At 35.3% G+C, this 25,169-nt stretch carries 23 protein-coding genes and 1 pseudogene; 14 read left to right on the top strand and 10 right to left on the bottom strand.

What is annotated here, in order from left to right; translation table 11 throughout:
- Positions 1 to 404 precede the first annotated feature (404 nt).
- Positions 405 to 3,374 (top strand): transglycosylase domain-containing protein, encoded by a 2,970-nt coding sequence (locus DX933_RS06560; protein ID WP_223805896.1) that lies wholly within the window; start codon positions 405 to 407, stop codon positions 3,372 to 3,374.
- 841 nt (positions 3,375 to 4,215) lie between these two features.
- Here the strand turns inward: DX933_RS06560 and DX933_RS06555 are convergent.
- From DX933_RS06555 to DX933_RS06535, 6 genes are all read right to left on the bottom strand, one after another.
- Positions 4,216 to 5,217, bottom strand: coding sequence for an MFS transporter (locus DX933_RS06555; RefSeq protein ID WP_218122157.1), 1,002 nt, complete (start codon positions 5,215 to 5,217; stop codon positions 4,216 to 4,218).
- A 41-nt stretch (positions 5,218 to 5,258) separates the two neighbouring features.
- The gene (locus tag DX933_RS18580) at positions 5,259 to 5,408 is read right to left on the bottom strand and encodes a hypothetical protein (RefSeq protein ID WP_223805894.1); all 150 of its coding nucleotides are present in this window, start codon (positions 5,406 to 5,408) and stop codon (positions 5,259 to 5,261) included.
- A 547-nt stretch (positions 5,409 to 5,955) separates the two neighbouring features.
- Positions 5,956 to 6,210, bottom strand: coding sequence for a helix-turn-helix domain-containing protein (locus DX933_RS06550; protein WP_092598674.1), 255 nt, complete (start codon positions 6,208 to 6,210; stop codon positions 5,956 to 5,958).
- Positions 6,194 to 6,628: an RNA polymerase sigma factor gene (locus DX933_RS06545; protein WP_092598677.1), complete on the bottom strand. Its 435-nt coding sequence runs from the start codon at positions 6,626 to 6,628 to the stop codon at positions 6,194 to 6,196. Before DX933_RS06545 ends, DX933_RS06550 begins: the two co-directional genes overlap by 17 nt.
- A 710-nt stretch (positions 6,629 to 7,338) precedes the next feature.
- Entirely contained in the window at positions 7,339 to 7,914 is a 576-nt protein-coding gene (locus DX933_RS06540; RefSeq protein ID WP_092598680.1) for a CPBP family intramembrane glutamic endopeptidase, read from the bottom strand.
- Positions 7,915 to 8,376: 462 nt separating this feature from the next.
- On the bottom strand, positions 8,377 to 9,336 hold the full coding sequence (locus DX933_RS06535; protein WP_092598682.1) for a proline dehydrogenase family protein: 960 nt from the start codon (positions 9,334 to 9,336) through the stop codon (positions 8,377 to 8,379).
- Positions 9,337 to 9,451: 115 nt separating this feature from the next.
- On the opposite strand from DX933_RS06535, the gene pdxR reads away from it, so the two are divergent.
- Entirely contained in the window at positions 9,452 to 10,867 is a 1,416-nt protein-coding gene (gene pdxR, locus DX933_RS06530) for a MocR-like pyridoxine biosynthesis transcription factor PdxR (RefSeq protein ID WP_092598685.1), read from the top strand.
- Positions 10,868 to 11,029: 162 nt separating this feature from the next.
- Here pdxR and DX933_RS06525 read toward each other — a convergent pair whose 3' ends face one another.
- The 3 genes and pseudogenes from DX933_RS06525 to DX933_RS06515 all read right to left on the bottom strand — a co-directional run bounded on the left by DX933_RS06525 (position 11,030) and on the right by DX933_RS06515 (position 13,605).
- A complete protein-coding gene (locus tag DX933_RS06525; protein WP_092598688.1) occupies positions 11,030 to 11,596 on the bottom strand; it encodes a GNAT family N-acetyltransferase in 567 nt (188 codons plus the stop codon).
- A gap of 137 nt (positions 11,597 to 11,733) precedes the next feature.
- A pseudogene (locus tag DX933_RS06520) lies at positions 11,734 to 12,632 on the bottom strand (IS1/IS1595 family N-terminal zinc-binding domain-containing protein).
- Between the two features lie 355 nt (positions 12,633 to 12,987).
- A complete protein-coding gene (locus DX933_RS06515; RefSeq protein ID WP_092598691.1) occupies positions 12,988 to 13,605 on the bottom strand; it encodes an undecaprenyl-diphosphatase in 618 nt (205 codons plus the stop codon).
- Positions 13,606 to 13,957: 352 nt separating this feature from the next.
- On the opposite strand from DX933_RS06515, the gene DX933_RS06510 reads away from it, so the two are divergent.
- From DX933_RS06510 to DX933_RS06480, 7 genes are all read left to right on the top strand, one after another.
- The gene (locus tag DX933_RS06510; protein ID WP_092598694.1) at positions 13,958 to 14,257 is read left to right on the top strand and encodes a DUF2089 family protein; all 300 of its coding nucleotides are present in this window, start codon (positions 13,958 to 13,960) and stop codon (positions 14,255 to 14,257) included.
- Positions 14,257 to 14,538, top strand: coding sequence for a hypothetical protein (locus DX933_RS06505; protein ID WP_092598697.1), 282 nt, complete (start codon positions 14,257 to 14,259; stop codon positions 14,536 to 14,538). Before DX933_RS06510 ends, DX933_RS06505 begins: the two co-directional genes overlap by 1 nt.
- 88 nt (positions 14,539 to 14,626) lie before the next feature.
- Positions 14,627 to 15,286 carry a stage II sporulation protein M gene (locus DX933_RS06500; RefSeq protein ID WP_092598700.1) on the top strand — a complete coding sequence of 220 codons (660 nt, stop codon included), beginning with the start codon at positions 14,627 to 14,629 and terminating at the stop codon, positions 15,284 to 15,286.
- A gap of 23 nt (positions 15,287 to 15,309) precedes the next feature.
- Positions 15,310 to 16,020, top strand: coding sequence for a response regulator transcription factor (locus DX933_RS06495; RefSeq protein ID WP_092598703.1), 711 nt, complete (start codon positions 15,310 to 15,312; stop codon positions 16,018 to 16,020).
- Positions 16,013 to 17,053, top strand: coding sequence for a sensor histidine kinase (locus tag DX933_RS06490; RefSeq protein WP_092598706.1), 1,041 nt, complete (start codon positions 16,013 to 16,015; stop codon positions 17,051 to 17,053). The genes DX933_RS06495 and DX933_RS06490 overlap by 8 nt, the downstream gene beginning before the upstream one ends.
- A gap of 65 nt (positions 17,054 to 17,118) precedes the next feature.
- On the top strand, positions 17,119 to 18,036 hold the full coding sequence (locus tag DX933_RS06485; protein WP_092598709.1) for an ABC transporter ATP-binding protein: 918 nt from the start codon (positions 17,119 to 17,121) through the stop codon (positions 18,034 to 18,036).
- Positions 18,029 to 18,766, top strand: a complete 738-nt coding sequence (locus tag DX933_RS06480) for an ABC transporter permease (RefSeq protein WP_092598711.1) — start codon at positions 18,029 to 18,031, stop codon at positions 18,764 to 18,766. The genes DX933_RS06485 and DX933_RS06480 overlap by 8 nt, the downstream gene beginning before the upstream one ends.
- A 432-nt stretch (positions 18,767 to 19,198) precedes the next feature.
- On the opposite strand, the gene DX933_RS06475 is transcribed toward DX933_RS06480, so the two are convergent.
- Positions 19,199 to 19,510: a conjugal transfer protein gene (locus tag DX933_RS06475; protein WP_397316010.1), complete on the bottom strand. Its 312-nt coding sequence runs from the start codon at positions 19,508 to 19,510 to the stop codon at positions 19,199 to 19,201.
- Positions 19,511 to 20,309: 799 nt separating this feature from the next.
- On the opposite strand from DX933_RS06475, the gene DX933_RS06470 reads away from it, so the two are divergent.
- The 5 genes from DX933_RS06470 (at position 20,310) to DX933_RS06450 (ending at position 25,040) form a co-directional block, all read left to right on the top strand.
- Positions 20,310 to 20,480 carry a hypothetical protein gene (locus DX933_RS06470; RefSeq protein ID WP_218122155.1) on the top strand — a complete coding sequence of 57 codons (171 nt, stop codon included), beginning with the start codon at positions 20,310 to 20,312 and terminating at the stop codon, positions 20,478 to 20,480.
- A 93-nt stretch (positions 20,481 to 20,573) separates the two neighbouring features.
- Entirely contained in the window at positions 20,574 to 22,409 is a 1,836-nt protein-coding gene (locus DX933_RS06465) for a recombinase family protein (RefSeq protein WP_223805893.1), read from the top strand.
- 167 nt (positions 22,410 to 22,576) lie between these two features.
- A complete protein-coding gene (locus DX933_RS06460) occupies positions 22,577 to 23,230 on the top strand; it encodes a GNAT family N-acetyltransferase (RefSeq protein ID WP_123315675.1) in 654 nt (217 codons plus the stop codon).
- Complete coding sequence (locus DX933_RS06455) at positions 23,230 to 23,880, top strand: acetoin utilization AcuB family protein (protein WP_123315674.1); 651 nt, start codon at positions 23,230 to 23,232, stop codon at positions 23,878 to 23,880. The genes DX933_RS06460 and DX933_RS06455 overlap by 1 nt, the downstream gene beginning before the upstream one ends.
- Positions 23,877 to 25,040 carry an acetoin utilization protein AcuC gene (locus tag DX933_RS06450; protein WP_123315673.1) on the top strand — a complete coding sequence of 388 codons (1,164 nt, stop codon included), beginning with the start codon at positions 23,877 to 23,879 and terminating at the stop codon, positions 25,038 to 25,040. The genes DX933_RS06455 and DX933_RS06450 overlap by 4 nt, the downstream gene beginning before the upstream one ends.
- Positions 25,041 to 25,169 lie beyond the last annotated feature (129 nt).

The raw sequence follows: 25,169 nt of genomic DNA, 5'->3' as shown, positions 1-25,169 counted from the left end.
ACAAAGATACTTCTATAATAACATAGTACTAAATAGTACTCAATATTTTATTTTAAAATTTGACAAAAAAATAAAGCCATCACTGGCTCTAAGGGCAATTTATTATTAGTTAGGTGTCAAACTCCCGGATGGCGGTCGCCACCGTCCTTACGCTATCAATAACGTAAGGAATACTCCGGAACGTAATTCGTCATCAAATATTTACCGATTCACACCACCACCGGCTCTCTTAGAAAGGGATTTGATTAACTACTTCATTCTTTCATCGTATAACAAATTTTATGCTATTCATTATTCTTAACACAAATTCTAGACGTTTGCAATCCTTTTGAATAAATGATACCCCTGCATTTTCCATTGTGATATAATGAAGACTGGAATTTTAGGAGGTTTTACTATTGAAAGTGAAAGAATTTTTTCATACCTTTTGGTCGAAAGTAAAAACAACCTGGACTACAGGTAAAATACAACGTTCTAGCCGTATTACCTACGATGTCGTTTGGAATATTATATTATTTTTTATTGTCGTTGGTTTTATTGGACTATTCCTGGGTTTAGGGGTTGGCGCAGGATATTTTGCTTCCCTTGTAAAGGATGAACCAATTCGAAGCTATGAAAGTATGGAAAAAGATATTTACAATTATGAAGAAACATCAAAACTATACTTTGCCGACAGTAAATATATCGGTGATATCCGTTCTGATTTGCATCGTGAAGAAGTTCAGCTAAAAGATATTTCAAAAACCCTGCTAGATGCAGTCATTGCAACAGAGGATGAATACTTTACAGAGCATAAAGGTGTTGTACCGAAAGCGATAGTTCGCGCTATTATTCAGGAAGCGACCAATTCCCAGACAAAAACAGGTGGTAGTACACTTACACAACAAATTATTAAAAACCAAATTCTCACCAATGAAGTATCCTTTGATCGTAAGGCTAAAGAAATTCTACTAGCCCTTAGACTGGAAAGATTCTTTACAAAAGATCAAATACTGGAAGCTTATTTAAATATTATCCCTTATGGAAGAGATGCGTCTGGTCAAAATATCGCTGGCATTCAGACCGCTTCCAAAGGAATATTTAATGTGGATGCAAAAGATTTAAATCTGCCCCAGGCAGCATTCTTAGCTGGTCTACCACAAGGTCCATCGATTTACACACCTTTCCAAAATTCTGGAAAGGTCAAGAAAAAGAAAGCTCTTCAGCCTGGAATCAATCGAATGAAAACTGTTTTGAAACGCATGCTCGACGCAAAATATATTTCTAAAAAAGAATACGATGAGGCAATAGCTTACGATATTACGAAAGATTTTAGAAAGAAAATGAAAAATCCGCATGATACCTATCCATATTTAACCGATGAATTGGAAAAACGTGCGATTAAAATCCTAACAACTGTACTGGCAGAGAAAGATGGTCACTCTGCGAAGGATCTTGCAGATGACGATAAGCTAAAAAAACAATACATGATACTTGCTGACCGCAGCTTACGCATGGATGGCTATAAAATACACTCTACAATTGATAAGAAGATTTATAATGCCATGCAAAAAGCAGCCAAAGAATATAAATACTATGGTCCAGATCGAACGTATCAAGAAAAGAATGCGGAAACTGGAGAAATGGAAACAAAGAAAGATCCTGTACAAACTGGAATTGTCATGACTGAAAATAATACCGGTCGCATACTTGGTTTCGTCGGTGGAAGAGAATATAGTCTGGAAGATCAAGTGAACTATTCTGCATCCAGACGACCAGTTGGTAGTACGATTAAACCATTACTCGTTTATGCAGCTGCAATTGAACTAGGTAAGGTCCAACCAGGTACACCGATTGCAGATTACAAGCGTAGCTTTCCAATCCCTGGACAAAAACCATGGACACCGAGTAACTATGTAAGTACTGGGTATTACGGAATTGTCCCAGCACGGGAAGCACTTGCCCAGTCCTATAATTTATCTGCTGCATCAACATATGTTGATATCATTGATCAAAATCCTGCAGAGAAGTTTTTGGAAAAGATGAATTTCCGTCTCAGCCCTGCAGATTATTCAAACCTGTCTGCATCAATTGGTGGAACAACATATGGTGCATCTGTTGAAGAAAATACAATGGCGTTTTCGACACTAGCTAATAATGGGGATTTTATTAAAGGTTCTATGATAGATAAAATCGTCTCCAAGGATGGAGATGTTATCTATGAATATAAACCGAAAAAAGTGCAAGTATACTCCCCACAAACGAGTTATTTAACACTCGACATGATGCGTGATGTTATTCGTAGTGGAACAGCAACTTATTTGAACGGCTATTTAAACAATTCAGGTGTAGACTGGGCCGGTAAAACCGGTACATCTCAGGACCACCAGGACGCATGGTTTGTCGGTTTCAATCCAAATGTCACCATCGGAGCCTGGATTGGCTATGATAAGAACTTTAATTTAAAAGAATCCTGTGTCGGTTGCAGTATGAACCACACGCAAAGAATTACGAAGCTTTGGGCAGATATTGTCAACGCTACTTCAAAGGTCAACCCAGAATTAGTGGCTACAAAGGATAAATTTAAACGTCCAGATGGAATCGTAGAAAGAAGCTATTGCTTAATTTCTGGTATGCTACCTTCAGATTTATGTAAGAAAGCTGGACTGGTACGCTCAGACCTGTTCAACGTAAAACATGTACCGAAAAAGACAGATGACAGTCTCATTTCAGGAAGTTATGTGACCGTTAATGGAAAATCAGTACCTGCAGGCCCAAAGACCCCTTCTGAATTCGTCAAGGGAGATGGCTTAGCATTTAACCCAGAATTCCTAAAACGAAAAGGCTATGATAAGCTGAACGATATTTCCGAGCTATATCCAAGAACGAATCGTCATCTATGGGAAAAAATAGGAGCACCAGGTGGGAAAGTGAACAGTGGTACACTCAAAGACGATGGTAAAGCCCCTGGCGTACCCGTATCGGCTAAAGCCTCAGGTTCAACACTTAACTGGGGAAAATCAGGAAGTAATGATGTAGTTGGCTATCGCATTTATCGAGCAGATAAACCCGGTAGTGCGTTCCAATTAATAGGACATACAACTGGCACTAGTTATTCTATTTCCAGTGGAGCAGCATTATATCATGTGAAAGCAGTGGATTACTTTGGACGTGAATCCAAGCCATCAAATGAAGTAAAGCTAGGCACATTTGATGATGGCAAAGACAAAGAGAAAGAGAAAAAAGAAAAGGAAAAAGAAAAAGAGAAGGAAAAAGAGAAAGAACCTGAAGATGATAAAGGAAAAGATGATGGTGGCAATAACGATGGTGAAGATGGAGAAGAGGATGAAGAAGATATCGACATCATTGGTTTTAACAAGCAACATTCAAAATAGTATTCGTGGCAAAAAAGAAGAGGACTTCAACATGTTGACATAAGAAAACATGAAAAAACCTTATAAAATAAACATTCATAGGCAGTATTCAAGTGGGATTTGTACAAAATTTAATCTTATAGTATTTAATTAAAAGAATTATGCTTCAAATGCATATTTGATATTAGCCGAAAAAACTAGATGAATGATTACAATAAAGCTGCTTTTATGCTTGCACATGTCACTGTATTAACCAAAGGCTAAAGGCTGCCCAAGGCAGCGGTGTGCGAAGCGAAAACCGCTGTTTTGGGCGAAGCCTGCGTGGCGATAGCCACGCTTTAACCCCCCGTATCTAACAGGGGGGTAGAAAAACATTAAAAAACAGAAAAAAAGAGCTAAAAACCCAATAGGAACAAAGGTTTGAAGCAGTTTATGAAAATGTCAACTTTTCCTTTATAGTTGACATCTTTTTATCTACTAAACAAATGGATACAAATAACGTATTCGTATGAATGAAAGAGAAACAAAAAAATATCTGTATGGCTATTTGCAATTTATATTCGTGAAACGAGATGATGCAGAGTTATATTAAAGGCATTACAAAAATTGAAAGACTAAGATCCCTTTATTTTTACTCTTTTTAATCTTTATAAATTAATAATTTGGATACTAACTTTAATTTTGTATTTGCACGGGACTGAACATATATACGGCTTGAACAATAAAATCCAAGACAACAAATTTTTTGGCTATTTCGAATTATTATTATACTGGACTTTTTGGACAATCTCTCATAACATTACAAATGTGCAGATACATCAAAGATTTATTTTCTTCATACACCAATTAATCAATGAATATATTATCTGGTTCTTTTTTGTTTTAATAAATAATGCCACAACCATACTAAGAATGCTACTGTAGCCATACTTCCACCGATCACACATATGCCCAGCCATCCCCAACGTTCCCATGCTGCTACACCAACTGCTGAGCCAAGAGCTCCCCCTATGAATGAACTAACCATATATACAGTGTTCAATCTACCTTTTGCTTCAGCAGACAAACTATAAATGCGAGTCTGATTTGAGATATGGGTACCCTGATAACCCAAATCTAACAGAACAATTCCAATAATTAGCCCCAAATGCCAGGTTCCAAACAATCCAAATAATACGTACGACAACAATACGATTACGGTCATCAAACCGACTATCATTTGGGAACTGAATCGATCGCTTAATTTACCGACCACAGACGTTGTCACAACTCCGACCACACCAATCAAGCTAAACACCCCGACCATGGAACTACCATACTGATAATGTGGACCTTCTAAAAAGAAAGTTAGCGTCGTCCAAAAGGCACTGAACGAGCCAAACATCAATGCACTTATCAAGGCTGCTTCACGAAGTGTACGCTCTTGTACAATCAATTTTTTGATAGAACGCAGTAATTCCAAATAGGATAATTTCACCTTAGGCTTAAGTGTAGGCAAATAGCGGTACAAAACATAAGTCAATAGAAACATCAGCAAAGATGCAAAACCAAACATAACGCGCCAGCTAAATAACTCTCCGATAAAACCAGCCACTGCTATTGCCAGCAAGATACCAATTAAGAGACCACTCATCACACTTCCAATTACTTTCCCTCGTTGATATGGAGATGCAAGTTCTGCCGCAAACGGCACAATAATTTGTGGAGACACTGTAGTAAAGCCAACCATAAAGCTGGCTATATACACACTGTACAGATTTTGGGCAGTCGCTAAAAAGATCAGAGCCAGTCCAACTGCAAACAGAAGAGAAAGGATCAATTTTTTCTTTTCATAAATATCGCCAAGGGGGATAAATGTAAACATTCCGATTGCAAAACCAATTTGAGTATATGTAGAAATAATTCCTATTGCTGATCATCAACGTTAAAGGTTCGCCCGATTTCAGCTAATAAAGGTTGATTGTAGTATAAATTTGCAATCGTTAGTCCACATGAAACTGCCATTAAAAGGGTAAGTCTCGGACTAATCTGTGCTTGTTGCTGAAAACGACTCATTGGCTCTGTTCCCCTCTACATAAAATTAACAAAAAAACTTTCGTCCCTTGATTAAAGCAGTATATGCTATATCCAAGGGACGAAAGATATGTTTTCTGCGGTACTACCCTCATTTGTTTAGAATCTCTCGATTCTAGCCTTACAAAGTAAAACCTATTTACTTTTAACACTTTAACGGGCGTGCCCGTTTGAAACTACATATCCAACCAATTTCATTCGGTTTCTTTCAACAGTTCCGAGATAACATCGTACAAGAGATTTTAAAAAGTTTTATCAAATATCTTGTTCTCTATGTGTAGGAGTTCTTGTACTTATTTCTCTACATCTCTTTTGGGATATAAGAATTTTGTATAATCATACCATGACTTTATATTTTTTCAACTGATTCTTTACTTATTAAGAAAAAAATCGTTAGTAAGTGGTTTACGTTTACAGTTTGTCAGCATTCTGAATTCTGTATCTTAATATATCTTGAAAAACACTTTTATGATACAGAATGTTTTTACCTATTAAATCTAAACTGAAAAGGGAAAACCTAACCATATAATCAAATCTTGAAAGCTAAAATAGCTTGCATAAGCTTCGAACGTAAACGATCACGTGTATCTTCATCAATGCCCCAATACGTATTTCCTTGTTCGTCATAAAGTTTACGCATCGACAAACTTGTCATGTAGCTTCCATAATGCAGAATAACTACTTTCATTGCTTCTGGCTCACCCTTATTTGCAGCTAAAATAATTAGGTATGGTAATAAACCACGCTCGTTGTTTTCAACATTAGAATTAATCATCCCATTCATCTGCACGCTCCTCTAAAAATCGTTTTAATAGTTCAAACGAGCTTGTCCGTCTATACTGAACGGTACTACGTGGAATGCCGAGTAGTTTAGCTATTTCTACATCTGATTTGTCAAAGAAGTAGTAAAGCAGAACGGTCTTACGCTTTTCTTTTGGCAAAGTATGCATCGCTTTTGCAAGTAGTTTCGGGGTAATTCTCTTTCCTGCCAGTTGAAAACCTTGTGTTTTCTCACCCTCATAATGCTTATCTAAGGTATAGAGTTGATTTTCTTCCTGTGGCGTGAGATCGGAAAAGGTCATTTCTCGTGACTGTCGTTGTCGCCGCTGGTTGTAGGCATTAATTGCTTCATTCTTTAACACCCTTTTGCAAAAGCCATTAAAAGCGCAGCGTACTTGCCATTGGGTACGAGTAGGTTCCATTTGTTCACCTCCCTTCGCAACCGCAAAGGCGGGTGATGATTTCCCCCTTCATAGCCCTCAACAAGCGTTTTTTCTAAATGCCAAAAATAGAAGCAATATTTTTGAAAAAAAAATCTTATTAAACGCAAAAAAACCCAACTGAACATAAGCCAGCTGGGCGTAAAAGTTGATATATTTTATTGGAAATTGTATGTTTGCACATTACAGCCACAATAATCCCATAACACTTCAAGACGTTTCTTGATATGTCGTGTGAAATCCAATCAGAGTAAACATAAATAAACACGGCGATAACCTCCTTCATACCGCCGTGTCCTAAAAAAGAGCGAACTTAATACACCTTCCGTAATTCTATTTTTTAGAAAAACGGCGGCTTTGAATTTTCTTATTTTCAAAACCGCCGTTCGATATTATAACTATCTATATAGTTTTTGCACTCCTAACAAACAACGGTTTTTAGGTTGTATTAGTGTGTGAAGATATATGTTGTATGCTCAAAAGATCAAAACGCATTTTATTACTTATCGCTCCAATAATAGAGAAAGTGGATTGTGGATTTTGTCCCAGAATTTTTTCCATCATCTTCAAGATAAGATGACCAATTAAGTTTTTAAACCTGATCTACGATTACGTTCCCCTAGGAAGGGTATTTACACGCTAATGGGCGGACTTCTTCGTATCAAATCAAATCCAGCTCAAGTACCTCTTCTTTAGTAGAAGAGTGACACTAATAAATTATACAAAGAGTGAATAATAATTACTGACCAAAGCGAGTTAGTTTTCTTATATATTAATCCAAATATAATACTCAAAACAAAAGCTACTACTATGGAACTTATAATATAAGGAAATTCGAACAACCCTTTATAAAACCAAATAGGAAAATGAATCGATACAAAGAGTAATGATGTAATTGTATTTGCTTTCCAGAAGCTAGATAACTCCATAAACTTTCTTAACAAAAAGCCCCTGAAAACAATTTCTTCAATTATGCCAACTAATAGAATGGTATTAAGCCATTCATTAAATCCTATATGAAAATCGATGTCATTTTTTAAAACTATAAGGTTTAAAATGATAAAATAGGTTATAAAGACTAAGGATATCCATCCTGCCCATTTTATGCCTTTCCTAAAGTTATGGCGTAATCCTAAATAAGAAGACGGATTACTTTTTTCTACCAATTTAACTAATAAGATAACGGGAATAACCCAAATAATCATTTTAATAGTAGCTGATATTATAGCCCTAGGAACAGAATCCATCAAATCTAAATACTGAACCAACCATAATTCTCTAATACACCATAAAGCGTAGAATAATATAAAATACGCCCAAATGTAATTCTTATTTACTTTAGATAATATCAGTAACTCCTCCCTTTTTTCTCATCTTTTACAGATCCTAATGAAAGCCAATATAGCAATAATTAACGATAAAACTGCATATCCAATTGTTGCGTGAACAAAAGGTAAGAAATTGGAAGCTTTTTCAATTGTCTTACCCAAAAGCGTTAAATCTATCCATGCCTCACTTAAAAATGAAACTAAGAAAATGTAAATTGTTCCAATGCCTTGAATCTTTTAAAAAGGTCTGTCCATTCAGTAGATAAACCTACAGCCAATGTTACCAAATAACAAAAAATTGCTTGTGAAACAGCCAACGGTTTACCATTGGTATCGCATAGCCAACTACATAATCAACAACTTTTAATGGGGAGCCACATTAAAAGTTAACAGAGCATATTTTTAATAAAGGCCACTTCTCTTTGTTAAGGATGAACAAATCATATCTGTTACCGCAAAATATAAATTTTCCGGATATTCAGCGATTCGATGACACAAATACAGGTACCACTCTTGTCCGTAAGTTAGGTATACCTTGCAGTTGTGCTCGTTGTTTTTTAAATCTCTTAACAAATCCGACCGTATGCCGTAAAGCATTTCTATTTCTACATTAGGATAATCCAAATACTGACGTTGTTGTATTTCTTGAACAAGAACTTCATCATGTGTAGCAATTGATACTGGATGGTTCGCCTCTATTAATTCTTCTACAAATTCAAGATAACGGTGATTTAATTCCATTGATCTTGGCATGGCTATTTCAGCAGATTCTTGATAAGCTCCTTTTACAGCTCGTATTCTCCCAGGATAATGAATGAGCTCCTGAAAATCATTCCTGGATCTATATAAGTGTGCCTGAAGCGTTATTCCTACATTTGGATACTGCTCAGTTGTTTTTTTATAAATATCAAGAATAGCATCCGTTTTTGATGATTCCTCCATACTAATCATAACTGTTATTTCGTACTGTTTTGCTTTCTTAGCGATCTCAAGTAAATGATCAAAAGCTAAATCTGGATTTACAGATAATCCAATATGTGAGAGATCAAGTGAAACTGTTTGCTTCATGGAGATAGAACCCATTTCCTCTATAAGACTTAAAAATTCGTCTTTAGCTTTTATACATTCCTCTAAATTGGTTGTATTTTCTCCTATGTATTCAAGTGAAACAAAATACCCTTTTGAAATGAGCTCATTTGCTATCTCAATTCCTTCTTGTTTCTTTTCCCCTGCAACAAACCGTTTGGCAACCTTTAATAATAATGGATAGAGTTCACTAGATTGTTGAATAAAAGATTTAATTTGTTGATTTCGCGCAATCGATTTGAGTGCTTGAGCAACTTGAAATTCAAGGTTTTTCATTATTTTACATCTCCTCTTCACTATTTGAATCAACTATATCATGATAAAATGGTTTATATTAGTACCACTTATGGTTAATTTTCATGGTACCACTTTAACGAAGGAGAATGTAACTATGCTTTGGATTCCCATTGATCGCTCGCTGGATATACCATTAATTAGGCAAGTTTATCAACAAATACGAAAACGAATATTAAACGGACAATTAAAAGCAAATGAAAAACTTCCATCAAGTCGCGAATTGTCGTCTGAATTAAATGTGTCCCGAAACGTAATTTTAGAGGCTTACGATCAGTTATTGGCAGAGGGTTTCCTAGTTGCACAAAGAGGTTCTGGAACCTATGTTGCTTCTGGTGCTTTTTTAGAAAAACATAAAAATGCCTCCGCAATACAATCTTTTCATTGGAATGAAAATAATAAAAAGGATGAGAACATCATTGATTTCCGTTCAGGGATCCCTGCATTGGATTTATTTCCAAGAAAAACATGGGCCAAGTTATCTTATACAATCTGGAATGATTCATCCCCATCTGTATTAGGATATGATATTCCTGAAGGGCGTCCTGAGTTAAGGCAGGCATTATCAGGGTATTTACTGAAAACCAGGGGTGTTGTCTGCCATCCGAATCAAATTGTGATTACTTCTGGTGCAACCCAGGCAATGACGCTTGTTTCCAGATTGCTCGTATCTGCTAATGATGAAGTTATAATGGAGGATCCTATCACCGTTGATATTCAAATGATATTTAAATCGGCGGGCGCGCGGATATATCCGATACCTGTTGATAAAGACGGAATGAAAACATCCCTATTGCCGTTAGACGTAGATCCCAGATTCATCTATGTGACTCCTTCCCACCAATTCCCTTTGGGAGGAATACTACCAATTCAAAGGCGAATTCAACTAATAAACTATTCAAGGAAAACAAATTGTTATCTCATTGAGGATGATTATGACAGTGAATTTCGGTATGAAGGATCACCTATTAGTTCGTTACAGGGATTAGAACCCGAACGTGTGCTATACATTGGTTCGTTTAGTAAAATATTATCGCCTGCCCTTAGAATGGGCTATTTAATTCTCCCCACAGAATTAATTGAAAAATGCCGGACACTAAAATGGTTTTCCGATTTACATACTCCTCCTTTAGAGCAGCTTATCCTCACACGTTTTATTCAAGAAGGCCATTTGGAGCGGCATATTGCAAAAATGAAGAAAATATATAGAAATCGGCGAGACTTTCTAATTAATTGTCTGCAATCAAGATTTTCGAATAAAGTGGATATCTTTGGTGATTCAACTGGCTTGCACCTTATTGTTGAATTTAAGGAACAACAATTTTCGAAAGAATTGCTTGAAAAAATTGAACAATATGGAGTTAAAATATATCTAGTAGAAGATCATGCAATTAGAAAAGGAGCACATTCTAACCAAATTATTTTGGGTTATGGACATCTTGACAATGAAGAAATTGAAGAGGGCATCAATAAATTACAGCAGGCACTTTATGATATCGCACCCTTCAAGTAAACCGGTTAGTTCCTTATTAAAAAGGAACACCGGTTGTTTAAGTCGTTTTACGCATTTTCTACCTTAACTCTACCTTGGAATAGCCACTAACACATCTTAACAGAAGGCTCAGTTAAAGTTTAATGTTGATGTCACAAAAAAAGTTAGAACTTGGAAGTTCCATTACACATTATAGCGTTCTTGATAATCTTGTTTTAGAATTGAATACATATATAAATCATCGAATTTACCGCAAGTATACTCATAGCTCCTCAAGAGTCCTTCTCTTATAAACCCCTGCCGTTCAACTACTTTTTGTGATGGTATATTAGGGGGCTCTATTAAGGCTTCTATCCGTTGTAAATTCAACTGTTCAAATCCATAACAAATAACATGCTTAATAGCCTCAGTTGCTATTCCTTTCCCCCAATGCTTCTTACTTAACTCAAACCCAATTTCAGCACGATAATGCTCTGCAACCCTATTAAGAAAACCGCAACTACCGATTATCTCCTCTTGCCCCTTTAATGAAATTCCCCACCTAATCCCTGTCCCCTTTTCAAAAATTGACTTATACCACGAAATCTCATCCAAGGCGTCATCAATGGACTTAAATGGTTCTAATCCAACGTACTTCATTACATCAATATCAGACAAATACGTTAGCAGGCTGTTCGCATCGTTTTTGGTTACCTGTCTTAAAATCAATCTTTCGGTTTCAAGCACGGGAAATGCTTCTACTTCGATCATATTAAATCCCTCCTAAATGTTATTTATTCAGTCAGTATTGTTTAGTTAAGGACGTATTTGTTGAAGAAAAAATAATTTTATGTTGTAAATTTACTTAATCTAATCGTATCATAGGTTATTGTATTTTGTATTAGACTTCACATAATTATCAAGTCCTTCATAGTGACTTCATTTCTCTGGTGCTAAATGCTTCTAATACTTGAAACCAAGCAAGATAATTGTTTAAATATTTGGTCGCTACAACGTTAAACCGTTGTATCCTTCCTTTTAATCTTCCGTGATAATTGTTGACGTTCTAAATGTGATAAAGACCCTTTGTACAAACTTTTTCAGCAGCTTTGAATTGATAAATTTCCATACCTTTTTCATCGGCATATGTTTTAAAGGCATGCCAAGCATAGGTACATAATACATTCTCTTTTGAAAGTTTATGCCCAATAGCTTTGTCCAAATGCCCTTTGGTTATAGCTCGTTTCTTTGCTGCACCACCACGCTTACGAGGTTTTCTACCCTTAATATTCTTTTGATCTTTTTCAGAATACAGAAAATAGGTTTCGTCCATTTCCACAATACCTTCGAAATTAGATATTTCTATTTGTCTTAATGAGGATAGTAATTTGTGTCTCCAGTAGAATAATATAACGTGAGTAACATTATCATTAAATCCGCAGACTTACGAAGAGAATATCCTTCTATCATACACTCTATAAATATAATCCATTGATTAAGACGACGAGTTCGGTATAGAACAGTATCGGTTAGGTCTGTAAACGTTAGTATACAGGCTTTACAGCGATAGCGTTGTTTTTTAACTTCTTCACCCTCAACAATGGTTGAATACTTTCCAAAACGAACAATATGTTCTAATTCACAGTCAGGACAACGATAGCCACTTTTGTTTTTACGTTCAGATATCTCTTGTAGTACAGTTCCTGTTGAAGATGATGCAGTAGTTTATCAATTAAAAACTCCCGTAATCGATGTTTTTCCACTGGATTCAGTTTTTGATTGCTTTTAGAATATCATTTACTTTCATAAACATCACCAACCTTGTTATTTATGCACCGTTATAGATCGTACGTTCCAAAAAAACAAATAAACAACAACAAGATTTAACAGAGCCTAACAGAATAGAAAATACAGTTACTACGATTCCAAAATATAAAATATTCATCATCCAATCAAAATAAATTTACAGATGAAAAATCAAGTTGTTTTGCTTCATAAATCACAAAGGGAAAAAATATTAGAACTCCAAAATAGTAAAGCGGATTTCGTTGTTCAACTAATATAACTAATAAGATAATGGGAATAACCCAATTATTTTACCTTGATCACTATTGATCATTTTCGGCTTTCGGTGCACTTTAATCGCCCGCCTCACAGGTATACTAAAAATTTTTGTACTTATCTTTTGTATAAGATTTATATTTGGCAGGGAGAAAAAAGTTCTCCACCTTTTCATATACGTTAAGCAAACTTTTTAAGAAAGTAAGTTTTGGAGCAATCCAGTAGCTTAAAATGGCTGAAGTTGTACCAAAAATGGCTCCGAATATGATATCAACAGGATAGTGAACTCCTACCATTATTCGAAAAATACCTACAAAGCATGCAATTACAAGCCACAACCATCCTTCTTTTTTGCGCACTAACCAAATTGAAAAACAGATGGAGAAAAACAGGATTGTATGGTCACTTGGGAATGAGTTATCAATCGCATGGTCGATTAGTTGATTTACATTTGGCAGATCAGCGAATGGCTGATGATGAGAATAAAATAAGCCAGATATTTTTCCTACAATTTCAGCAAATATAAATGCAATAACTGCCTGAATAATCATCATTCTGTTTTGTTTAGTTCGGGTAAACCAATAAATAACCATGCCTAAAGCAAGAATATACAACATATATTCCGCAAAAAAGATTGCAATCGGATTAAGGAAAGAATATTGATTTCCTAAGTTATTAATCATCCGAAATACGTCAATATTCATTTGTGAAACGGACATTTTGACTTCTCCTCTTCTATAGTGTTTGTAACCGATGAAATGACAAACCGATCGTATCATTTAGAGAAACCCAATCAGTAAGCAAAGAAATTTAAATTTTTTCAGGATATCTTATCCTTGCTTTTGATTATAGGCATTACTTTTTAACAGAGTCTTAATCATTTCTTAACCATTTCTTAATAATAGTTCAGGCTAATTTTAAAAGGAGAACTTGACGTAATGGATATACGAAGACAAAATAGCTTAATTACTCTCCCTCACTGTTGTTTGAGGGTTATTTTAACTATTTTAAAAAAATACTTGAATAAAATTAATAAATACTTTAATATTGTTGATGGAAGGGGGAGGGAAGTTGAACCGTGATGATGTACCAGAATGGATTCTGGCTTTAGATAAAGAATCGCTTGAATTTATTAGGAAATTTATTTTAAATTCCGGATCGTTAAAGGAAATTTCCAAAATATACGGAGTGTCTTATCCAACAGTAAGAACAAAACTGGATAAGCTTATAAAGAAAATTGAGCTTAATAGTAAAAAAGAAGATGTTGAGTTTGTCAGTATGATTAAAAATTTGGTTATTGATGAACGTATCAGCTTAGAAGTTGCGAAATTAATTATTGAAAAATATAAATCTGAAAGGGTTGATACTTAATGCCTGTGATTGGATGGGGTATTGCGATTTTGGTTATCGGAGTTCAATTTTATTTATCAAGAAGGAAATATGTTTATTGGGGAGCTATCTTACCTGTTCTGTATATAGTCTTTATAGTTGGGTGGTTTTTTAAGAAGTTTGGTGAAGAAGATACACTGTCCCTTATATTAGCTGGTGTTGGAGGATTGGCTTTTTTATTAAGTCTCTGGATTAATGGTAGAGATTATCTGAAAAAGAAAAGAAAAAAGGAATTGGAAAAAATAGAATTACAAGATATTTAATGTTATAGACTTGGTCAGTTTTTATATTCAATCAACTTAAAAAAACATAGAAATAAGGCTTTGCTAATGGAAGGAATAGAAATAGATAATGAATAAGGCAAATGTCGATAATATAAAAAAAACTATCATAAAGGCTTGGAAAAATGCATGGTTTCATTTAAAGAAATCTTTTTGGAAATATTGGTTATTTTATTTCATCATCTTTATCATTGCTTATCTTATCACAGTGTTAATAAATCCAAATATTAAAGAGCTTATTTTAGGTTTAGATGAAAATTTTAAAGATGATGTCAGTAGAGAGGGGTATTGGGGATCTACTATTTTTCTGTTTAAGAATAATTGGTTAGTTTGCTTACAAATTTTGATTCTTTCTTTTATTCCCATTCGATATGTATACACACTACCACTTATTTCAACAAGTGCTATGATTGGTGTCACATTATATCTTGTTCAACAGGTTAATTTAAATGTTCTCTATACATTCGGATTAGGTTTTCTTCCGCATGCTATTTTGGAACTTACTACATTTATTCTAGCTGCTTGTTATGGAAGTTCGATTAATAAAGTTATTATTGGAAGACTAACAAATTTATTTCGAAAGATTAAAAAAATAACTCCTTCATTCCGTAGACATTTAAAAGAAGCTTTTATTGCATTCATATTAGTCATAACTCCTTGTATTTTTATAGCTGCTTTTATCGAAGGATTTATATCAAAATTTTTATTATTTTCAATTGAGCTAGTTTAAATTTAAAAAAAGCAGGTGAAAAAATGGAGGACGTTCGAGTACTTGTAGCAGATGATGAAAAAGAAATAAGAAATTTATTAAAAAAGTATCTTGAAAGAGAGTTATATAAAGTAGATGTAGCAGTTAACGGAGAGGAAGCGCTAAAATTATTTGCTCAAAATAAATATAACCTGATTATTTTAGATATTATGATGCCTAAAATAGATGGTGTAGAAGTATGTAGAAAACTTCGAGATCAAACGAATGTTCCGATATTGATGCTAACAGCTAAAGATACAGAGGTTGACAAAATTTTAGGACTGACGATTGGGGCCGATGATTATATTACTAAGCCGTTTAGTATGAATGAATTCATCGCTAGAATTAAAGCTCATATGAGACGGTATTTAATACTTGGGAGCGAACAAAATCATGAAGATAAATCCATCATTAAATTTAAAGGTTTAACGATAAACTTAAAAACATACACGGTTACAAAAGACGAAAAAGAAATTTCGCTAACAGCAAAAGAGCTTAAATTATTAAAGTTCTTTGTTTCCCATCCCGAACAGGTGTTTACGAAGACGCAATTATTTCGTCATGTGTGGGAAGATCATTATATTGAAGATGACAACACAGTCATGGTTCATATAAGGAAACTTAGAAAGAAAATTGAAGATGATCCTTCTAACCCAAAATATATACAGACTGTTTGGGGAATAGGCTACAAGTTTACTGGTGAGAAAGATGAGTAAAGATAAAATAATCATTTTACTATTTCTTCAATTTATCGTCATTAGTATACTATTGTTGATAAATATCAATGCTCATCCTTTAACCTTTTTAGAATGGGCATTGTTCATTGCACTTTTTTTAATAATAGTCATTCTTTTTGCAAAAAAACTCAATGATCGGAAAAATTTAAAGCATACAATTAAGCTGTTAAAGCGAGCAAATAGCGGAAACTTGAATGTAAGGCTATTTGCCAACGGCGATCACCTATTTAATCAGTTCATTTTTGCGATTAACGAATTAATTCAACAACTTGAAAAAGTTCAAATCCAATCAATTAAAAGTCAAAATTCAAGAAAAAGACTTCTATCTAGCATTTCACATGATATTCGAACACCCCTTACTTCCATTATCGGCTATATAGATGTATTAAAAGATGATATAGCAGTTTCAAAACAGGAGGAACAAGAATATTATGAGATTATTACAAAGAAAGCAAATGGCTTAAAAGATTTGATTGAAGAATTTTTCAATTTAGCTAAGCTTGATGCAGATGAAATTCCGATAAAGGAAGAGTATCTTGATTTTTCGGAAGCTGTTAGAGAATCACTGATTGAATTTTTACCCGTAATTCAAAAAGAGGGAATGAATCTAGAGGTTACAATTCCAGAAACAAAATGTTATATCCTTGCCGACAAACTGAGCATCACGAGAATCATAAATAACATGATAAAGAATGTGATTCAACATGGAAAAAAAGGGAAAGTGATAGGAGTTGATATGATAGAAACTCCTCACTCTTATCAACTAGACATATGGGATAAAGGACCAGGTATTCCGAAAGCTGATATTGGAAATGTATTTGAAAGAATGTATCGAGGTGACCAATCAAGAAATCAATTAAATGGGGGAAGTGGAATAGGATTAGCTATTGCTAAAACTTTAGTAGAAAAAAATAAGGGAGAAATATGGGTGGAAAGTATTCCATGGATAAAAACTACATTTAGTCTTTCTTTTCCTAAATCGGATTTTAAGAAACAGTTAAGGAATAGTTAATAGGTAATTAAATCTTGATCGATACAATAAAGATAAACGGTTGGAGGGAAAAGGGAGTGTGACATTTGACAGTTATCAAAACGTCAAACTTAACGAAAATTTATGGAAAACAAAAATCAGTAGATGGCCTCAATATGACAGTAAATCAAGGAGAAATCTATGGTTTTTTAGGCCGAAACGGTGCTGGTAAAACAACCACTATTAGAATGTTATTAGGATTAATAAAACCTACTAACGGACAAATTGAGATATTTGGCGAAAACTTCTATAAAAATCAAAAGGAAATTTTAAGAAGAATCGGTTCGATTGTTGAAGTGCCTGGATTTTATGAAAACCTTACAGGGAAAGAAAATTTACTTATTAATGCAAAAATTATTGGTGTTCACAAGAAAAATGCGATTGAGGAAGCACTACAGATTGTTGGATTGCAAAATGAAACTAAAAAGCTAGTAGGGCAATATTCTTTAGGGATGAAACAGAGATTAGGAATTGCGAGAGCTCTTCTTCATCATCCAGAGCTTCTAATTCTCGATGAGCCTACAAACGGTTTGGATCCGATTAGCATTAAGGAGATGCGGAGGCTGATTAAATCACTAGCCGAAGAGAGAAATATAACGATATTAATATCCAGCCATATTTTGTCGGAAATAGAACAACTAGTTGACCGTATCGGGATCATTCATAAAGGAAAGCTATTGGAAGAAGTGACATTCGATTATCTTCGAAAAAAGAATCGTAAATACATTGAGTTCCAAGTTTCTAATGACAATAAAGCAACGATGCTTCTAGAGCAACGATGCAATATTTTTGATTATGAGGTGCATGATGAAGGAAATATTCGTATATACTCTCACTTTGGACAACAAGCGGAAATCAATAAATTGTTCGTTCAAAATGATATTGACGTAGTAAAGATTGCAATGAGTGAAGATAAACTCGAAGACTACTTTACAAGATTAGTTGGGGGCGACACGATTGGCTAATTTATTATTCACAGAATTTTTAAAACTAAAACGTGCTAAAATGATGATCATTAGTATTCTTGGAGCTGCCGTAGCCCCCTTTATCGTCGTTGTCGCTACCTATGTACATATGAAAACGAAACAACCTACTGAAGTGATTTTATTTGAAGAACTATTTTACCAAACTAATTTATATACAGTTTTAGTCATCGGAGTCCCTTTATATGGAGTTGTTACAGCTTTTCTCTTTAATCGTGAATATACGGAAGATACATTGAAAAATCTTCTTACGCTCCCAGTGCCGCGAATAAGCTTTATTATAAGTAAAATCCTTCTCTTATTCATATGGATTACGATGTTAACTTTAGTTTCTTGGGGACTTACTTTACTATTGGGAACACTAGGGCAGTTTGAGGGTTTAAGTTTCTCATTAATCGGAGAATCTTTCAAGCAGTTTTTCACAGGCGGACTCCTTCTTTTTGTTCTTTCAATGCCAATTATCTTTATCACACTTGTCATGAAAAACTATGTACCAACGATTATATTTACAATTGTGATTACATTGATAAATATCATGACAGCAAATTCAGAACATAGAGATTTATTTCCTTGGGCAGCTGCCGGAGATATAGCAAATAATACGTTGCTATCAACATATCCTCTACAGTATTCTTATATTGCGATCATTTTCACTTCTATTATCGGATTTATCGCAACAATCGTCTATTTTAAAAAGATAGATATTCATTAATATTATTTGTTTTCAATCTAAAATAAGGAAGATAAAAACCGTTAGCCTGTTTTTATCTTCTCTTTTGAGTAGCATGAACATAGTATCTAGAGTGTTGCATTCCGTTTTCGTATTGATCCCCATACGTAAAATAAAATTCGTTCGATACGATATATTTATTTTATTCTTCTTCAATCTAAATTTATTGAAGTGCGCAGATACCTCTAAATAAAAATGAACATATTCTCGAAAAATATTTTCCAATTTTATTCATTATTTAAAACTTCGAATATCCCCTTTTAACTAACGCACTGTTATCAGAAATGGTCACCCTACTTCTCAAACGGTATTAAGCCTAGGACTTACCGTTTGAGACAGTCTGCACTAGCACGTAACTAACTTATTGTCGGAACTCTGTGTCGTTCACAAATAATGACGATGAGACTAATTAATTTATTCCACAATCGTCCAATTCGTATCTTTCTCTAAAGCCAGCAGATATTGTGAAAGCTGCATTGCCTTTGTCGTTCCATCTAAATATTTCACCGATATCCAAACATGCACCTGATTTCCAGACTGTTGGAATATAGGATTAACTAGCTCTGAAAATATATAATCTTCATCAATTGGTGGTAAGACATTATTTTTCACATAATAAGCAAGTTCTTTATCCGTGGCAGTCGGATAAAACGTAAAAATGCTTCCATAAATTCTGTGATTTCTTCGAACACAATTAAGATAATTTTTAATGAATTTTATCTTCACTACCAATTTTCACTTTGCTATTCTCCTCTCATTCATCAATTTAATCAAACATTCTTAATGATATCTCCGTTTATTTTTACAAAAATACAAATACAACAAATTGCCTTTTCTAATCGGGACTTCATACAAAGAGAGAAAATAGCCAAGATTTTCAATTGTCAACATGATATAAATTCGACAAGCATTTCAGTGAGGATTTTTATAAAATTCTTCGAAATATGCAACAAATATCCTTTTTCAATTGGGGCTACTATAAGAGGGCAGGATTTGTTTTTTCATCACTTATTAAAAAAGCACAAAAAATATCGTAAAAATCTTGGTATGTTCTGAAAATATTTGTTGAAGGTTATGAAAGGACATACTTTATTTTTAAACTAACGCATTCTCCTGTCCATGCTTCTCGGCTATATACGCTTTGTAAATGTTCTTGTTCTGAAAGCGAAACGTTTGGAAAAGTGATGCACTATTGTACCTTGACAAAGAAAGCACGAAATATAACGTCGTGCAGGATAAACGAAAATCAGATACGTTCTCCTGATGATCAGCCATTTGATTCTTGCGCCATGACTTTCTATGGAAACGAGCGAGACATAAGAAATCTAACGTAATCGTGGTGGATTACTGGCGATGACCCATCAGTTGGATAATGATACTCCTCTACCGTCATCGTTCGAGCGTTTGGAGCGTCGCAAACGATGAGTAGGGCTGGAAGATACTTGCAGGGGTGAAATTCCCGTGGAGCTGTACCAACAGCCGTCTGATTTCGAAATACAACTGTTTGAAGGAAGGATGGATGGTCATGAATACCAAAAAACAAAAGACACAACTTCTTATTGTTCGAAAGTATCTCATCGGTGATAGTACGTATATCGTTAAAGCAACCGTAAAGAAACACGCAACCGAAGATGCTGTATGCAAGATTCGTCGCTTGATTTTGAATGACCTAAAGAAAGAACGGATAAAACGATAACGTTTCTTATGAGAAGGCAGTCTACAAGCCATGTCTATGGTATAATAGATAGGTACAATTCCGCTTGTTTGACTGCCGGAATAGGAGGCAGATATGAGTAAACGAGCAAGTGATAAAAAAGAAACGTATGATTCCCTGTACCTTGACAATCAAACGCAACCAAAAGATGCTGCGCTATCTTTTCAGAAGATAAATACTTCTAAGTCTCTCGGTGATGACGTGTTTCACGCTGTTCAAAAAAATGTGATGGAGTTTCAAGTTAAACATACATCTAAGAACACAGATAAAGAAGGAATCACAGCTCTTTATGTTCGTCTTTCTCAAGAGGATACACTGAACGGTGAAAGCAATAGTATTTCCAATCAAAAGAAAATCTTAGATCATTACTGTCGGGAACAAAATTACACGCTTACGTATCATTATGTAGATGATGGATACAGTGGCACAACCTTTGATCGTCCAGCCTTTCAAGAAATGTTAGCACATATAAAGGCAGGAAAAATAAATCGTGTCATTGTCAAAGATATGTCCCGCTTTGGACGTGATTATTTACAAGTAGGCATGTTTACCGACATTCTTTTTCCTAACTTTGATGTTCACTTTATTGCGATTAACGATGGAGTAGACAGTACGAAAGGGGACAATGAATTTACTGCCATTCGCAATATCTTTAATGAAATGCATGCTAGAGATACGAGCAAGAAAATTCGTGCGACATGGCAATCGAAAGGGCGTTCAGGTGAGAAACTAAGCACGAATGCACCATATGGTTATCTGAAAGATCCAACCAATAAAAAGAATTGGATTGTAGATGAAGATGCAGCAGCTGTTGTCCAAAAAATGTTTTCTCTTTGTATGGACGGACTTGGCCCTACTCAAATTGCTAGATGGCTAAGAGAACGGAACATACTTTGTCCCTCCGCCTATTTTCGTTCTAAAGGGATCAAGTATCCTGCTACTCCACCTGCCAATCCATATCAATGGAGCACAGAGACAGTATCTACTATGTTGGAGAGAGTAGAATATCTAGGACATACGGTTAACTTTAAAACGAGAAAAACTTCTTATAAAACGAAGCGCTTTATATACACTGATCCAAGCGAATGGAAAATATTCGAGAATACCCATCCAGCCATTATAGAGGAATCCGTTTTTTTGATCGTCCAAAATATTCGCCGTTCACGACGTCGACCGAATCGTTATGGTGACATGGGGTTGTTCTCTGGATTATTATTTTGTGCAGACTGTGGTGGGAAAATGTATCTTTGTAGAGCAAGTGGTTTTAAGAAAGAACAGGAATATTCGATCTGTTCTACGTATCGAAAAGATCGCTCTTTATGTGGGAAAACGCATAGTATCCGTACCGTTGTGTTAGAGGAACTTGTATTAAACAACCTAAGAGAAGCCCTTCACTATGTGTCTGCGTATGAAAATGACTTTATTCAAGAAGTATCTGACATTCGTATGTCGGAGAAAGAAAAAGAGTTGTCCAAAATGGAGGATACACTCTTACAAATGGAAAAACGTATCGTTGAATTAGATGTTATTTTCAAACGCTTATACGAGGATCACATTTCTGGAAAACTCAGTGATCAGAGATTTATTCACTTATCCGGTGAATACGAGAAAGAACAAGAAACATTAAAAGCGTCATGTCATACATTACAAAAAGAGTTAAAAGAACACGAGAAAAAGAAAACAAATGTCCGTAAATTTGTGAAAATTGCTAGAAAGTATACGAAACTGGAGAAGTTGGATACAGCAATTTTAAGAGAATTTATCGACAAAATTTTAGTGTCATCGAAAGATCATCAAACCAAGACACAGGAAATTACCATTGTGTATAATTTTATTGGTGCGTTTGATTTTAATCGAGCAATCCATCAAACGAAAGGCAAAGATAAACATACAAAAGTTGACGTCATTTAATATTCCGCCAACTTTGTATCCATGCTTTCTTAATTCAGCGCACCTTTCTCCCCTCTTCTTTTTTCTTTCCCATATATTCTCGAAATTGGCTAAAAGTTTAAACAGTTTTAAGGTATAATGGATTTACTATCACACGTCTACTAATATGGAATGTAAGGGGGGATTTTGTGAATCATAGTAAAACCCATCACGCCACAATCCGCAATACCGATCAAGGAGGAATTATGATTGAAGGACCGATTTCCTCTTCTGAACTGCAAGCCTATCAATTCCATGAACACTTAACCGCATTTCGTCCACCTACCCAGCAGCATGAGGCATTAATTAAAATTGCTGATTTTCCAGAGGGGCGCATCATTATTGCCCACCATAATCAAACGATTATTGGCTATGTCACCTATTTATATCCTGATCCGATGGAAAGATGGGCAGAACAAAACATAGAAGAATTAATTGTACTCGGAGCGATTGAAGTTGCCCCCGCCTATCGCGGATACGGTATAGCTTCTGGTTTGCTGGAAATCTCGATGCGGGATCCATTTATGGAGAATTATATCGTTATATCGACCGAGTATTATTGGCATTGGGATTTGAAACGAACAAAATTAAGTGTATGGGAATACCGAAAAGTAATGGAAAAAATGATGGCTGCAGGTGGATTAAAACCAGCTCCGACAGATGATCCAGAAATAATTTCACATCCAGCTAATTGCCTGATGGTGCGAATAGGATCGAATGTAAAAGAAGAAACCGTAAAGCAGTTTGATCAACTTCGCTTTTTAAAAAAGTATCGCTTTCAAAAAACGAGGGGGGATTTATAATGCTAGTAGAAGAAATTATGAAAACGGATGTCATTACTTTGCCTCCTACCGCTACTATTGCTGAAGCACTTCAGCTTCTTCAGGAGCATCGCATCCGCCATATACCCATTGTTGATGAAGAGCACCAGGTAATTGGAATCGTCTCAGATCGAGATGTCCGAGATGCCAGCCCTTCTATCTTTGAAAAAAATGCGGATAATATGGAGCTCCATCGAGAAATTCAACATATTATGAGTTCACCAGTTATTACAGTTCATCCACTGGATTTTGTTGAAGAAATCGCCAAAATATTTTATGACGAAGAATTTGCAGCTCTTCCAGTCATTCAAAATAATAAATTGGTTGGTATCATCACAGAAAAAGACATGCTATACACTTTAATACATTTAACAGGGACGCATGTCCAAAGCTCCCATATTGAAGTAAAAGTACCTGATCAACCAGGTATTCTACCGGAAGTAGCTACGATTTTCGGTATAAGAAAAGTAAATATTGTTTCGTTGCTTGTTTATCCGTATCGCAATGATCCAACCTATAAAATACTTGTATTTAGAGTTCAGACCATCAATCCAGGACCCATTATTGATGATTTAAGAAATGCAGGATATGAATTAATGTGGCCGCATAACATATTGGAGCCGAAGTTATGAATTGTTCCTCCAGCTTCGTTTATGCTGAAGAAGTATTAAAGTATCAATTCCACCAAGATCATCCTTTCAATCAAATAAGAGTGAAATTAGCGAAAGACTTACTACAAACAACAGGTAGCTTATCGGACGAAGAGATAATCTCCCCACGAATGGCTACAGAGGATGAACTTGCTCTTTTTCATGATGTTGCCTATATAGATGCGGTAAAGCGGGCAAGCAAAGGATTGTTGGCTGATGGAAAAGGACTTGAATTTGGTCTTGGTACAGAGGATACACCTATTTTTCCAAATATGCATGAGGCTGCAGCATGGCTTGTTGGCGGTACACTTCGCGCAGTAGAATCTGTTTTATCTGGACATGCCAACCATGCACTGCATCTTGGCGGTGGTTTACATCATGGCTTTAAGCGCAAAGCATCTGGGTTTTGTATCTATAATGATTGCGCTGTTGCGATTAAATACATTCGAAAGCATTATAATTTAAAGGTGCTATATATTGATACGGATGCTCATCATGGGGATGGCGTGCAATGGGCATTTTACGATGATCCAAATGTATGCACCATATCGTTTCATGAAACGGGTCGTTATTTATTCCCAGGTACTGGTGAAATAAATGAACGGGGAATTAAAGAGGGACATGGTTTTGCTTTCAATATCCCACTTGATGCCTTTACAGAGGATGAATCCTTTATGGAGCTTTATCATGCAGCTATTCGTGACATCATGGCATATTTTCAGCCAGATATTATCGTAACCCAGAATGGCGCAGATGCGCATACTTGGGATCCATTAACACATCTTTGCGGTACGATGAAAATATATGAAGCTATTCCCTTATATGCACATCAGATGGCCCATCAATATTGTGATGGAAAATGGATTGCACTTGGTGGTGGTGGTTATGATGTTTGGCGTGTGGTTCCACGAGCATGGGCACAGATTTGGAATGTAATGAAGCACGGAAAACCTTTAGCAGGAGATATTCCAGCTGAATGGATAAAACGATGGCAAAATCAATCACCACATCCTCTGCCTAATCAATGGCAGGACAATCCCTCCATTGTCCCCAACATTGCCAGAAAGCAGGAAATCCAAGAGAAGAACAGACAGACATTACAACAAGCATTGAAAATAACAAATCAACATAAACAGCTTTAAATCGTAAAAAAGCGCCAACACCAGTATGAATGACATGAAAACCTTTTTGTCAAATAGTTGAAGCGAATGAATAAACAGAGATGTGTATAGCGTCTCTGTTTTTATATTGTTGTTTATTTTAACATCGTT

It is taken from the genome of Ornithinibacillus gellani (genome assembly GCF_003730295.1).
GTDB classification, from domain to species: Bacteria; Bacillota; Bacilli; order Bacillales; family Amphibacillaceae; genus Ornithinibacillus_A; species Ornithinibacillus_A gellani.
Note: the sequence above shows the minus strand (reverse complement) of the source record. Positions and strands in the feature narration are given on the sequence as shown.

Bases quoted from the DNA above. Each gene is read 5' to 3' on its own strand.
- DX933_RS06515 (WP_092598691.1), bottom strand. From the start codon at position 13,605: ATGTCCGTTTCACAAATGAATATTGACGTATTTCGGATGATTAATAAC.
- DX933_RS06450 (WP_123315673.1), top strand. From the start codon at position 23,877: ATGAATTGTTCCTCCAGCTTCGTTTATGCTGAAGAAGTATTAAAGTAT.
- DX933_RS18580 (WP_223805894.1), bottom strand. From the start codon at position 5,408: ATGAGTCGTTTTCAGCAACAAGCACAGATTAGTCCGAGACTTACCCTT.
- DX933_RS06465 (WP_223805893.1), top strand. From the start codon at position 20,574: ATGAGTAAACGAGCAAGTGATAAAAAAGAAACGTATGATTCCCTGTAC.
- DX933_RS06455 (WP_123315674.1), top strand. From the start codon at position 23,230: ATGCTAGTAGAAGAAATTATGAAAACGGATGTCATTACTTTGCCTCCT.
- DX933_RS06550 (WP_092598674.1), bottom strand. From the start codon at position 6,210: ATGAATGGGATGATTAATTCTAATGTTGAAAACAACGAGCGTGGTTTA.
- DX933_RS06555 (WP_218122157.1), bottom strand. From the start codon at position 5,217: ATGTTTACATTTATCCCCCTTGGCGATATTTATGAAAAGAAAAAATTG.
- DX933_RS06470 (WP_218122155.1), top strand. From the start codon at position 20,310: ATGAATACCAAAAAACAAAAGACACAACTTCTTATTGTTCGAAAGTAT.
- DX933_RS06545 (WP_092598677.1), bottom strand. From the start codon at position 6,628: ATGGAACCTACTCGTACCCAATGGCAAGTACGCTGCGCTTTTAATGGC.
- DX933_RS06525 (WP_092598688.1), bottom strand. From the start codon at position 11,596: ATGATCGAAGTAGAAGCATTTCCCGTGCTTGAAACCGAAAGATTGATT.
- DX933_RS06495 (WP_092598703.1), top strand. From the start codon at position 15,310: ATGGAGGACGTTCGAGTACTTGTAGCAGATGATGAAAAAGAAATAAGA.
- DX933_RS06500 (WP_092598700.1), top strand. From the start codon at position 14,627: ATGAATAAGGCAAATGTCGATAATATAAAAAAAACTATCATAAAGGCT.
- DX933_RS06535 (WP_092598682.1), bottom strand. From the start codon at position 9,336: ATGAAAAACCTTGAATTTCAAGTTGCTCAAGCACTCAAATCGATTGCG.
- DX933_RS06505 (WP_092598697.1), top strand. From the start codon at position 14,257: ATGCCTGTGATTGGATGGGGTATTGCGATTTTGGTTATCGGAGTTCAA.
- pdxR (WP_092598685.1), top strand. From the start codon at position 9,452: ATGCTTTGGATTCCCATTGATCGCTCGCTGGATATACCATTAATTAGG.
- DX933_RS06490 (WP_092598706.1), top strand. From the start codon at position 16,013: ATGAGTAAAGATAAAATAATCATTTTACTATTTCTTCAATTTATCGTC.